This is a genomic window from Streptomyces sp. TM32 (assembly GCF_004122755.1).
Lineage (GTDB): Bacteria > Actinomycetota > Actinomycetes > Streptomycetales > Streptomycetaceae > Streptomyces > Streptomyces sioyaensis.
In genome coordinates this window covers 1-12,219 of record NZ_SDIG01000177.1, presented here as the reverse complement: position 1 = coordinate 12,219, position 12,219 = coordinate 1, and the positions used below count along the sequence as shown (strand labels likewise).

8 protein-coding genes and 1 pseudogene are annotated in these 12,219 nt (G+C 74.0%); 6 read left to right on the top strand and 3 right to left on the bottom strand.

Annotated features, from left to right (window positions below; translation table 11 throughout):
* Window positions 1-49: 49 nt before the first annotated feature.
* Window positions 50-349: pseudogene (locus EST92_RS27220) on the top strand (chorismate mutase); the annotation flags it as partial.
* Between the two features lie 888 nt (window positions 350-1,237).
* The gene (locus tag EST92_RS27215; protein WP_129283407.1) at window positions 1,238-2,320 is read left to right on the top strand and encodes an LAETG motif-containing sortase-dependent surface protein; all 1,083 of its coding nucleotides are present in this window, start codon (window positions 1,238-1,240) and stop codon (window positions 2,318-2,320) included.
* An 87-nt stretch (window positions 2,321-2,407) separates the two neighbouring features.
* Here the strand turns inward: EST92_RS27215 and EST92_RS27210 are convergent, their stop codons facing one another.
* From EST92_RS27210 to EST92_RS27200, 3 genes are all read right to left on the bottom strand, one after another.
* The gene (locus tag EST92_RS27210; RefSeq protein ID WP_129283406.1) at window positions 2,408-4,240 is read right to left on the bottom strand and encodes a GMC family oxidoreductase; all 1,833 of its coding nucleotides are present in this window, start codon (window positions 4,238-4,240) and stop codon (window positions 2,408-2,410) included.
* Between the two features lie 59 nt (window positions 4,241-4,299).
* The gene (locus EST92_RS27205) at window positions 4,300-6,027 is read right to left on the bottom strand and encodes a succinic semialdehyde dehydrogenase (RefSeq protein WP_129283405.1); all 1,728 of its coding nucleotides are present in this window, start codon (window positions 6,025-6,027) and stop codon (window positions 4,300-4,302) included.
* Window positions 6,028-6,156: 129 nt separating this feature from the next.
* Window positions 6,157-7,935: a serine/threonine-protein kinase gene (locus EST92_RS27200; RefSeq protein ID WP_129283404.1), complete on the bottom strand. Its 1,779-nt coding sequence runs from the start codon at window positions 7,933-7,935 to the stop codon at window positions 6,157-6,159.
* Between the two features lie 109 nt (window positions 7,936-8,044).
* On the opposite strand from EST92_RS27200, the gene EST92_RS27195 reads away from it, so the two are divergent.
* The 4 genes from EST92_RS27195 to EST92_RS27180 form a co-directional block, all read left to right on the top strand.
* Window positions 8,045-8,515 (top strand): hypothetical protein, encoded by a 471-nt coding sequence (locus EST92_RS27195; RefSeq protein ID WP_129283403.1) that lies wholly within the window; start codon window positions 8,045-8,047, stop codon window positions 8,513-8,515.
* A gap of 96 nt (window positions 8,516-8,611) precedes the next feature.
* A complete protein-coding gene (locus EST92_RS27190) occupies window positions 8,612-9,694 on the top strand; it encodes a hypothetical protein (protein ID WP_254069044.1) in 1,083 nt (360 codons plus the stop codon).
* A 535-nt stretch (window positions 9,695-10,229) separates the two neighbouring features.
* Window positions 10,230-10,892 (top strand): response regulator transcription factor, encoded by a 663-nt coding sequence (locus EST92_RS27185; RefSeq protein ID WP_129283402.1) that lies wholly within the window; start codon window positions 10,230-10,232, stop codon window positions 10,890-10,892.
* An 89-nt stretch (window positions 10,893-10,981) separates the two neighbouring features.
* On the top strand, window positions 10,982-12,219 hold a 1,238-nt coding region (locus EST92_RS27180), incomplete at its 3' end, for a histidine kinase (RefSeq protein ID WP_254069045.1).

Genomic DNA, 12,219 nt, shown 5'->3' with positions numbered 1-12,219 from the left:
ATGAGCCCGTTAGAATCGAAAGTCCAACCCTGCTCCACACCGCCGGAAGGCCGCCCAGACCGGGGCACGCACCCCGGAGGCCGCCGGGATCATCACCGACGCACGGCAGCGGATCGACGATCTCGACGGCCGGATCATCGGCCTCGTCCAAGAACGGATGGCCGTCTCGGCCGTCATCCAGCGCGAGCGCCTCAGCTCGGGAGGGGTGGGGGCACCTCCCAGCGGTAGCTGGGGGAGGGTGAACCTCTCTCGCGAGATGGAGATCCTCGCCCACTACCGCGACCAGCTCGGCAAGCCCGGGACCGCGCTGGCGATGACCCTGCTGGAGCTGTCCCGGGGCCAGATCTGAGGCGTCCGGGGCCCGCGGCATGGCTGGTTCCCGACGGTGTCCGGCCGGCGTCCGGTAGCGGCGGAGCGCGTGGCAGAGCGGGCGCGCGCCCGGCGCAATTGCCGGACCTGCGTTCGGTTGCCGACTCACCCGTACGGCGCGTGACCGGCCGCCGCGAGGCTTCGTTGTTCCCGGTGCCACGCCAGCCAGGCGCGGCCTGCAGGACTACGCGTAGACGCCGCCCCACGGGCGGGACCCCGGAGCGATGAGACGCCGACCGCCAGCGCGGTCCGCGTCGTGGGACCTCGCTCCGTGCAGTGACCGGTCAGCAGGGGACAGCAGCCCGGTCACATCCGATGGGGTGGTCGGCCCTGGGGACGCCCGGGGCCGACCGCATCCGGTCGAAACGGTTGCGCCAGGTGAGGCGCATCCAGGACGATGCTTGACGCACCACACTCCGCTTCCGGCAGGGACCTCTGCCACGCCATGGATCCGGCCACCGCGGGATCCGCAGCATCGCGCACCACCCCAAGAGCCAGCGGCGCTACCCCCCCCAGCGCCGCCATCGGTACCGGCGCTGCCCTGACGCCGGCACCGAAAGCCAAGGGCCCCGTGGCCCGTCCGCACCCCCCTCGCGGACGGCATCCGGGGCCCTTCGCTATGGGGGGCGCGCGCCCGGCGCAGGGCCCCCGGCCGGACGCGGCCTGTGCGTTTCCCTTGAGAAGCCTGTGAGTCAGCTGTGACGGATGTGACGGGCATCACGGCGGCAATTCTGGTTGAGTGAACAACCTTTTTCAGCCATGGCTGGTCATGTACCTGCAATCGCACGGCCATACCGCGCCCCACCGCGACGGCCCGCCACCCACTTGTGCCGGATTTCGGCACGCTGGACCCCGAGAGGTCTTCTCGATGAAGCTTCGCCGTGCCCTGACGGCCGCCGCCGCGACGGCCGTCATAACGCCCGCCGCCCTGATGGCGGCCCCCGCCGCGTTCGCGACGACCGGTCCCGAGACCGCGGCCGGCGCGAGCGCCGAGCCGACGCCGGGCACCCCCGCTACGGAGCAGTCCGGCGACACCACCACCCAGCCGGCGACGCCGGACGCCGGTGACGAGAGCGCGCCGGGCGACACCACCGGGGGCGACGACGCCACGACCGGTGCGGAGACCAGGGGCGGCACCGCGCCGTCCGCCCCGGCCACCCCCGGCAGCGGCACCAAGACCGGCACCCCCGCCAAGCCGTCCGCCTCCGCCTCCGCCGAGCCCACCGAGCCGGGCGACGACGGGGACGAGTCCGACTGCACGGTCGACGACGCCGCGATCAAGGTGACCGTCGCCCATCTGCCCTCCAAGCTCGTCGCCGGCGGCGGCTGGCAGGGCTTCAGCGTGCACCTGGCCAACACCACGGACCACACGCTCGACGAGGTCTACCCGGTCATCTACGCGGTGCCGACCGAGCACATGGACCGCCCCACGTCCCAGCTCGACCTGGAGTACCAGAACCCGGACACCGGCAAGTGGACCTCGTTCGACGAGTGGACCGACGGCGAGTACTTCGGCTGGTTCCAGCTCGACGGGCACCAGACCGCCGAGCTCAAGATGCGCATCCGCGCCGACAAGGGCGCCACGGCCGGTGACGGTTTCGCGCTGGTCGCGGGCGACTACCAGAACAAGGACGGGTCCTGCGGCTGGTCGAAGGAGCAGTGGTACGACTTCACGATCCTGACCGCCGGCAGCCACCCCGGCACGATCCCGCCGGCCAAGCCCGGCAAGCCCGGTAACAAGCCCGGCCCGCAGGGCGGCGGGAAGCCGGTCGGCACCGCCAAGCCGAAGGCCGGTATGGAGAAGCTGCCGGTGACCGGGAACCTCGCCGAGACCGGTGCGTCCTCCGCGCTGCCCACCCTCGCCCTCGTGGGCGGTGTCGCCATGGTCGTCGGCGCGGGCGCGGTCTTCGCCGTCCGCCGCCGTAGGACGGACGGTGGCGCCGCCGCGTAACGGACGCAGGGCGGTGGGGGCCGCATCCGGAGCGGGTGCGGCCCCCTTGTCACCATCGGGTGCGCGGTCCGGGTGCCCCGAGGGCGCCTACTGACCGGCGGACTCGGACTTCTTCGGCGGTACCGGCGGGACGGCCAGGAGCGGCAGGTGCAACGCGCCGAACGCCTTCGCGGGGACGGCCGGGCGGACCGGCTCGACCGGCGTCAGCCGCTGGTATCCGCGGCCCTGGGCGGGGCGCGGGTCCGGCTCGCCCTTGTTGGGCCACAGCGACATCGCCCGCTCGGCCTGCGCGGTGATGGTCAGCGACGGGTTGACGCCCAGGTTGGCGGAGACCGCGGCGCCGTCGACGACCGAGATGCCCGGGTGGCCGTAGAGGCGGTGGTACGGGTCGATGACGCCCTGCTCGGCGTCCGCACCGATCGGGCAGCCGCCCAGGAAGTGCGCGGTCAGCGGGGTGCCCATCAGTTCGCCGACATTGCTGCCCGCGAAGCCGTTGATCTCCTCGGCGAGCAGGGTGGCCGCCTCGGTGGCCTCGGGGATCTGCCCGGGGTTGGGCGCGCCGTGGCCCTGCCGCGCGGTGAGCAGGCCCTTGCCGAGTCCCTTCGGTTTCCGGTACGTCGTCAGCGAGTTGTCGAGGGACTGCATGACCAGACCGATGATGGTCCGCTCCGACCAGCGGCGGTTGGACAGCGACCGCACGGCCAGCAGCGGGTGGCGGGCCACGTTCGCCAGCCAGCCCGCGACCCGCCCGGTGGGGCGGTAGGGCACCTGGAGGACGGTCAGCCCGCCCATCGCGTTGGAGCCCCTGCCGTAGCGGACCGGCTCGATGTGGGTGTTCTCGTCGGGGTGGATGGACGAGGTGATCGCCACGCCCCGGGTGAAGTCGGCGTTCGTGCCGTGGCGCTTGCGGTAGCGGCGGTTGTCGGTCTGCGCGCCGACCAGGGCCTCGGAGTTGGTGCGGGTCAGCGCGCCGAGCCGGCCGGAGACGTACGGCAGCAGGCCGCTGTCCTTCATCCGGTGCAGCAGGGTCTGCGTGCCGTAGGTGCCGGCCGCGAGGACGACGCGGCGGGCGGTGAACGTACGGCCCGCGCCCTTCTTCTTGTTGTCCGTCGGGAGGGTGCCGACGGCGAAGCCGCCGCGGGAGTCCTCGGTCAGCGAGACGACCGAGGTCATCGGGTGGATGACCGCACCGGCCCGTTCGGCGAGGTGGAGGTAGTTCTCGTTGAGGGTGTTCTTGGCGCCGTGGCGGCAGCCCGTCATGCACTCCCCGCATTCGGTGCACGCGCTGCGGGCCGGGCCGGCGCCGCCGAAGTACGGGTCGGGCACCTCCGCCCCCGGATTCCCCCGCGCGCTGCCGTCCGCGTCCTCGCCGTCCCCGAAGAACACCCCGACCGGCGCCATGTGGAAGGAGTCGCCGACGCCCATGGCGTCCGCGGCGGCCTTCAGATGGACGTCGGAGGGCGTCATCGTCGGGTTGAGCCGCACCCCCAGCATCCGCCGTGCCTGGTCGTAGTACGGCGTCAACTCCTCCTGCCAGTCGGTGATGTCCTTCCACTGCGGGTCGTCGAAGAAGGGCTTCGGCGGTACGTAGAGGGTGTTGGCGTAGTTGAGCGAGCCGCCGCCGACGCCGGCGCCCGCCAGCACCATGACGTTGCCCAGCAGATGGATGCGCTGGATGCCGTAGCAGCCGAGCGCCGGGGCCCACAGATAGTTGCGCAGGTCCCAGGAGTTCTTCGGCAGCGTCTCCCGGGTGAAGCGCCGGCCGGCTTCGAGGACGCCGACGCGATAGCCCTTCTCGGTCAGCCGCAGTGCGGAGACCGCGCCGCCGAAGCCGGAGCCGATGACGAGCACGTCGTAGTCGTAGCCGTCCGTCCCGGCGCCGTCCGGGTCCTGGGGGCGGGCAGAGTTGTCCTGGGGCACTGGCTCTCCCTGCTGGTTCTGGCGGAGCGGCGGGGCCGGCTGACCTGCCGCGGGTGGCCTCAGCGCAGGCGGAACGCCTTCATCGCGCGCAGGCTGCGGGTCATCAGCTGTGCGTATTTCTCATCGGTCAGCCCGAAGGACGGAGCGATCGGCATCAACCGCTGCTGGGCGACGGTCTGTGCCTCGGTGTACTTGAGGATGCCCTCGGAGCCGTGCCGGCGGCCGAGGCCCGAGTCCCCCATGCCGCCCATCGGCGACTGCACGCTGCCGTAGCCGGCGGCGTAGGACTCGTTGACGTTGACCGTGCCGGTCCGCAGCCGGGCGGCGACGGCGCGGCCGCGGCGGCCGTCCTTGGTCCAGACGCTGGAATTCAGGCCGTACGGCGTGGCGTTGGCGAGCGCCACCGCCTCGTCCTCGTCGCGGAAGCGGTAGATCGAGACGACGGGGCCGAAGGTCTCCTCGCCACAGACGGCCATCGGGGCCTGCACGCCGTCGAGGATGGTGGGCTCGTAGAAGAGCGGGCCGATGTCGGGGCGGGGGCGCCCGCCGGCGAGCACCTCGGCGCCCTTGGCGACGGCCTCCTCGACGTGGCGGGTGACGGTCTCCAGCTGGCGCTCGCCGACCAGCGAGCCCATGTCGGCGCCGTAGGCGAGGGCGTTGCCCAGCCGCATCGCCTTCGTCCGGGCGGCGAACCGCTGGACGAAGTCGTCGGCGATGGACTCGTGGACGTACAGCCGCTCGATGGAGATGCACAGCTGGCCGGCGGAGGAGAAGCAGCCGCGGACGGCGCCGGCGGCGGCCTTCTCCACATCGGCGTCCTGGAGGACCAACATGGCATTCTTGCCGCCGAGTTCGAGGGAGACGCCGACCAGGCGTGCTGCGGCGCCCTGGGCGACCTCGCGGCCCGTACGGGTCGAGCCGGTGAAGGAGACGTAGTCGGCGTGCTCGACGACGGCGGGGCCGACGACCGGGCCCTCGCCGATCACCACCTGCCAGACGTCCTCCGGCAGCCCGGCCTCGATGAGCTGCTCACGGGCCCACAGCGCGGTCAGCGCGGTCTCCGTGTCGGGCTTCATGACGACGGCGTTGCCCGCGACGAAGGCCGGCAGGGCGTCGCCGACGGACAGCTCGAAGGGGTAGTTCCAGGGGGCTATCTGCCCGATGACGCCCCGGGGCTGGCGGAGTTCGGTGACCTTGGTGAGGGTCGGTACGACGCCGGTGTGCGCCTTCGGCCGGAGGTAGGCGGGGGCCTTGCGGCCGTAGTGGCGGGCGGTGACCGCGACCGACAGCACTTCCTCGTGGGCGTGCAGCCGCGCCTTGCCGGTCTCCAGCTGGATCAGGTCGAGCACCTCGGCCTGGCGGCTGAGCACCAGGTCGTGGAAGCGGAGCAGGACCGCCGCACGCTGCCGGACCGGGACCTTGGCCCAGCGTTCCTGGGCGGCGCGGGCCCGCTCGAAGGCGGTCGCGACGTCCTCGGGGGTGGACTCGGGCAGGTCGGCCAGCTTCTCCCCGGTGAACGGGGTGTGGTTGGCGGTCCGGTTGCTGCCCACTACACCGCGGGTGAGCCGGGCGGCGAACTCGGGGGTGACCACCTCGGCCGCGGTCCGGGCGCCGGCCGGGGCGGGGGCGACCGGGTTGCCGTCGGCGGGTGCCGTGGCGGCCTCGGCCGGTGCCGTGGCGGCCTCGGCAGGCGCGGCGGCGGCCTCCGCGGGCGCGGTGGTTGCGGGAGCGTCGTCGGGGGCCTCGGCGGCGGAGGGGGCTGTTCCGGTGTCCTGCGAGTCCGTCATGTCGGCGAGGGTATGCCTCCCCGGACGCTTTGTGTACCCGGGAGTAATGAGTTTTCACGACGTACGCACCATCGCGCCAGCGCCTGCTGGCCGCAAGGGCGCTGGTCTGGGACGACCGGGAGGCCGGGCTCAGGCCCCCGGCAGCCGGAAGGCGTCGAGCGCGATGTCGAGGTGGCGTCGGGCCTCGCCGCGCGAGCCGAGCGGGGCGGAGATCCACACGTCGATCGTCTTGGCGCCCTGGTCCCAGCAGAGGTCATAGGTGTACCGGGGGCCGCCGTCGTGCGCACCGCCGTCCCAGGCGAACTGCCAGAGCCCGGCCCGCAGTCCGTTGTGGGTGGTCTCGGTGACGCGGCCCTCCCGGTAGCCGGGGTGGTCGGCGGGGCCCCGCGCGTCCGCCGTCCGCAGCGCGCCCAGCGGCCCCTGGGGCAGCTGCTTCTGCAGCTGGACGCCGATCCGGAAGCGGCCGTCCCGGGAGGAGTAGGAGACCCGGTCGTGCGCGGACGCGCGGCGGAAGCCGGCCGGTACGGCGATCACGAAGCCGGCCGGGTCGCGGACGAGCCGGTAGCCGGCCGGGAGCGTGGCGGCGGGTGCCGGCGCGGGCGGTGCGGTGACCGTGACGGTGGGCGTCGCGCCGCCGGTGCCCCGCGCCGGCCCCGGGCCCGAGGTCTGCCGGGAACGGCCGGTGCCGTCGTCGGTCCCGCTCCGGTGCGTCAGCAGCACGGTCAGGCCCGCGCCCGTACCGCCGATCACCACCGCCGCCAGCGCGACCAGCAGGGCGGTGCGGGTGCGGCCGGTGTGCGGGCGGGCGGCCGCGGCCAGCGCCCGGTCGTCGAACGCCGCCAGAACCGGAGCGCCCGGGGCGCGGCCGCCCGCACGGCCGCCGGTGCGCCCGGCGCCGCCCGCGGCAGGGGCCGGACCCGGACCGGCCGGGGCGGCGGGCCCCACCCCCGCGGCCAACGGGCCCTCGCTGGGCGGGTGTTCACCGGGCGGGTGTTCACCGGGCGGGCCGCCCTCGGCCCCGTCGCGCAGGGCGGCATGGGCGTCGGCGCCGGGATCGTGCTCGCGCTCGGGCGCGCGGCCCGACCGGAGATAGCCGCGCAGCAGCTGCTCCGTCTCGGCGACGCCCAGCCGGCGCTGCGGATCGCGCTCCAGCAGGCCGTCGACGACGGCACGTAACGGGCGGGCGGCTTCGGGGAGTTCGATCTCCTCGGACACGACGGCGTGCAGCACGGCGCCCAGCGAGTCGCGGCGGAAGGGGGAGGCGCCGCTGAGCGCGGCACACAGCAGCACCCCCAGCGACCAGAGGTCGGCCTCGGGCCCCGTGCCGCGGCCGGCCATCCGCTCCGGCGCGGTGTACTCCGGCGAGCCGACGAAGCCGCCGGTGTCGGTCAGCGTCGGGACGCCGGAGACCTGCGCGACCCCGAAGTCGGTGAGCACGACCCGGCCGGTGCCCGGCTCCATCAGCACGTTGGCGGGCTTGAGATCGCGGTGCAGCACCCCGCGGGTGTGCGCCGCCCGTAGGGCGCCCAGCAGCGCGACGCCGATCCGGGCCGCCTCGCGGGGCGCGACCGGTCCCCCGCTGTGCAGCCGGTCGGCCAGCGACGGCCCCTCGACCAGCTCCATCACGATCCACGGCCGGCCGTCCTGCTCGACGACGTCGTGCACGACGACCACATTGGGGTGCTTGATCCGGGCGACGGAGCGCGCCTCCCGCATCGCCCGGCCGCGCTGCACCCGCGCCCCGGGCTCGTCCGGACCCTCCCCCACGTGCAGTTCCTTGACGGCGACCCGGCGGCCCAACAGCTCGTCCCGGGCGCGCCAGACGGTCCCCATTCCGCCACGGCCCAGCCGGACCTCCAGCCGGTAGCGGCCGCCGATCAGTCTGCCCTCGCCACCGACGATCCCCATGGCCCCATCTTGCCGCACCACTTCCCGGCCGGCAGGGCGCGCGCACCCGGACCGGCCATGGTCGCGCACACCCTGCCGCGGCCCGGCCCCGCTGTGATCCACTGCCTGCATGGAGGCAGTTGTGGCAAGCGTGGTGGCCGTCATCGGCACCCTGCTGGGTTCGGGCATCACCCATTTCTTCCAGAGCCGGGCGACCGACCGCAGCGAGCGGTTCGCCCGCGCGGAGCGGCTGCGGCAGGAGCGGATCGACGCGTACTGCGCCTACGCGGGCGCGCTGCTGGACTACCGGCGGGTCCTCGTCCACCGCTGGTTCGTGGTGCATGAGGGCGAGCGCTGCGCCGAGGACACCCCGGAGCTGCGCGAGGAGATCTACAAGAACCGCTACGCGGCCCAAGAGGCCATGTTCCGGGCGCAGATGGTCACCGACGACCCGGAGATACTCGACCGCGGCGAGCGGGTGATGTCGGCGGTGACCGAGCTCCACCGGGTCGAGGACCGCGAGGCCCTCACCGCGCTGCGGGCGACCACCCGCCAGGGCATCCGGGACTACATCGCGGCCACCGCCCGCCAGGTGCGCTGATCATGCGGAAGGGGAACCACCCGACACACGGGGTGGAACCTCCACCGGCTCTCCCGCCGTCCTTGACACAGTGAGCCTGTTGTACGGGAACTGCCGGTGCGACAGCTGCGAGAGGCGGAGCGGGGGTCGGTCATGGTGATGCAGGACGGAGGAACGGTGGACGTCCGTCCGGGCCCCGACCCGGGCCGGGCCGCCCCGGAGCACCGCGACGCCTATCTCCTCACCGGTCTGTGCCTGGCCCTGTACGCGGGCGCGCTGCTGGCCTGGACGGTCTGCGGCATCGTCCAAGGCGACGGCAGCGCCTGGGACTTCATCGAGGGGCTGTTCAATCCGGGTTCCGCCGCCGCGCCCTCGCTGCTCGGCCCGTACGAATGGGCCTTCACCGCCGCCTTCCTGGTGATCGCAGGTCTGGCGCTGGCGCGGCGGCGGCTGGCCCGCTCCGCCGCCCTGCTGTCGGGCTTCCTGCTGCTCGCCGCCTCGTTACGGGAGGGCGTGGGCCTGTGCCACGCCGCCTACCGCCATGAGTACAGCAACGACCCGCTGGGCAGCTGGGCGCTGGCCACCCGCGGTCTGGGGCTGGTGGTGGCGCTGGTCGTGCTGTGCGTGATGTTCCCGGCGACCGAGCGGTGGCGCTCCGCCCGCCCGGCCGGGCGGAGCGCGCCGGCCCCGGAAGCCGACTGGCGCCGCTCGTCGCGGATCTGCGGCGTGCTGTTCCTGCTGATGGGTCTGGCCCGGCTGGGCTGGGTGGTGGCCGATCTGACGGCCGCCGACGCGGATGCGCTGCGCTATCTGCGCGATGCGGTAGACGGCTCGGTGCTGGGCACCCTCGACATGTCGGCGTCCGCCGCGTTCACCACCCTGGGGTCGGTGTTCGTCCTGCTGGTCCTGGGCGTACTGGCCTTCCGCGGCCGACGGGAAGTCCGCGGCGCGCTCCTGGTCTTCGCCGCGATGGAGCTGTATCTGACCGTGCGCACGGTGGTCTGGCTGACCGTCACGGACTTCTTCAACCAGTCCGTCGAGACGACCGCGGGCGCGCTGTCCATGGCCACGACGGCGTACGGCCTGGCGGCCATGACCTCCGTGGTCGTCCTGGCCACCGGGCGCGGGTTCGGGCCGTACGGCGGGGTGCGGGCGGAGGGCTTCCGGACACCGGCGGTGGGACGTCACGGCGGGGTGTGACGGCAGGCGTAACGGCAGGGCGCAGGCGCGACGGCTCCGGCATGACGGGCACGGGCCGGGGCCGGGCGGGTGCGGACCAGGGGCCGGGCGCACGGGAGTTGCGGTATCCGGCGGTGCGGTTCACCACCGCGCTCGGGGAGGCGTGACGGGTTGCGGGGACTCGGGATGCGCGCCCGGGGTGAAAGCGCCCCGTCAGCGAAGGGCCGCCGCAAACGCCCTGGTTGTGCGGGGGAGATCCCCCTCCGGACCGCCCCCGCACAGCCAAAGACGGCCGTCGCGTGTGGGGGTCGCGGCGGCCGCCGATGTGAACTGCAACGCGTCCTGGGCTTGTGGCCTCTTCAGTGGTGCAGCATAAGGACCACTCTGCCAACGGGGCCCGCCCCGGGGCATCCTCCACAGGTCGCGGGCTGACCCCCGCCGCTCGGCGGGGGTGAGGGTCCGTCGCAGGGCGGGCCCGTACGGCAGGGGACGGAGTCGCGCAGCGCCGGGCGGTTCCGCGGGCTCGGAACGGGTGCGTAGGAGAAAGGGGCGGCCGGTGATCCGTGTCGCTGTGGTGGACGACGAGCGGCTGGTCAGATCCGGACTGCGGATGATCCTGGGGACCGCCCCGGACATCGAGATGGTCGCGGACTGTAGTGGCGCACAGGCCGTGGAGACCGTGCGGGAGTGCGCGGCTCAGGTCGTGCTGCTCGACATCCGGATGCCGGACGTGGACGGGCTGACCGTGCTGCGCCGGCTGCTCGCCGCCCCCGAGCCGCCCGCGGTGGCGATGCTGACCACCTTCGACGCCCAGGAGTACCTCACCGCGGCGCTGCGCGAGGGCGCGGCCGGGTTCCTGCTCAAGGACTCCGACCCGGAACAACTCGTCCGCGCCGTACGGACGCTGGCGGACGGCGGCAGCGTGCTGGATCCGGGGGTGACGCGCGCGGTGATCGGCGGCTATCTGACCGCCGAGGACCAGAACGCGGCGACCCGGGCGGTGCGCGGGCTGACGCCGCGGGAGTCGGAGGTGCTCGCCCTGCTCGGCGAGGGCCTGGGCAACGCCCAGATAGCCGACCGGATGGGGCTGGCCCCCAGTACGGTCAAGGACCATGTGCGCGCCCTGCTGGGCAAATTGGGCGGCATCAACCGCGTCCAGGCGGCCATCGTCGCCGACCGTGCGGGCCTGGTGACCGGCGCTCCGCGGGGGTCGTGGTGAGCACCGGCGGAGGGCGGGAGCGCCGTCGGGGACCCGCCGGGCGGCTGGCAGCCGCGGGGCGGACGGCGGCACACGGGGCCCCGGCGCGGCTGCTGCGCCGGATCGCGCCGGTGACGGTCCCGGTGCTGCTCGCGATCGCCGACGCGATGCTGGTCAACGGCGTCGGCATGGGCCTGGAGCTGGGTGTCTCGGTCGGTGCCGCGGTGGTGCTGCTGGTGCGCCGGCGCTTCCCTCTGCTGGTCTTCCTCCTCACCCTCCCCGGCCTCTACATCGGCTACATCTGGTTCGCGCCGATGATCGGGCTCTACACCCTGGCCGCCCGCCGGCCCGGCCGGGCACGGCTGGCCAGCTGCGCGGTGCTGCTGATCGCCGCGCACTTCTTCCCGTATCCGATCTCCGACTTCGAGTTCGACGACTACCGCGAGAACACCCTGGTGCTGATCGACGCCACCGTCACCTCGGCCGCACCGATCGCCCTGGGCCTGCTGATGCGCACCCGGCGCGAACTCGCCTCCCGCGTCGAGGATCTGACCCGCAGTCTGCGGCGCGAGGACCGGCTGCTCGCGGACCGGGTCAAGACCACCGAACGCGCCCGGCTCGCCCGGGAGATGCACGACGTGGTGGCCCACCAGGTCAGCCTGATCAGCCTGCAGGCGGGGGCGGTGCAGGTCAGTACGGAGGACGCGGCGGCGCGCGCCGGGGCCCGGACGATCCGGGAGCTGTCCGTGCGGACGCTGGAGGAGCTGCGGCACATGGTGGGCGTGCTACGGGCGGACGGCGGCGACACCGGAGCGGCGCAGGCCCTCGCGCCGCAGCCCGATCTGGCCGAACTGCCGCGGCTGATCGAAATGAGCGCGCTGGACGTGACGTACGAGGGCGGCGTGGTGGCCGGTGCGAAGGGCGCGAAGACCGTGGAGCGGGCGGCCTTCCGTACGGTCCAGGAGGCGCTCACCAACGTCCGCAAGCACGCACCGGGGGCGCGGGTCCGGATACGCGTGGATCCGCTGGACGCGGCGCGGGCGGAGGGCGCGGGCAGGTCCGGGGGCGCCGGGGAGAGCCGTACGGGGGACGGGCTGCGGGTGGAGATCCGCAACGGGCCGCCGGACGCGACGGCGACGGTCCCCGCGCTGCCCGGCGGCGGGCACGGGCTGGTCGGGCTGCGCGAGCGCGCCCAGAGCCTCGGCGGAACGCTGGAGGCGCGGCGCACCCCCGACGGCGGCTTCGTCGTACGGGCGGAGCTTCCGTACGGGCGGGTGGGCCACCCGCCCGTACCGAAGCCCCGCCCGTACGACGAAGCCGCCGGCGGGGGGCGCGCCCCGCCTCCCGC

Coding starts and splice junctions, on each gene's coding strand:
- EST92_RS27195 (WP_129283403.1), top strand. CDS start 8,045: ATGGAGGCAGTTGTGGCAAGCGTGGTGGCCGTCATCGGCACCCTGCTG.
- EST92_RS27215 (WP_129283407.1), top strand. CDS start 1,238: ATGAAGCTTCGCCGTGCCCTGACGGCCGCCGCCGCGACGGCCGTCATA.
- EST92_RS27205 (WP_129283405.1), bottom strand. CDS start 6,027: ATGACGGACTCGCAGGACACCGGAACAGCCCCCTCCGCCGCCGAGGCC.
- EST92_RS27200 (WP_129283404.1), bottom strand. CDS start 7,935: ATGGGGATCGTCGGTGGCGAGGGCAGACTGATCGGCGGCCGCTACCGG.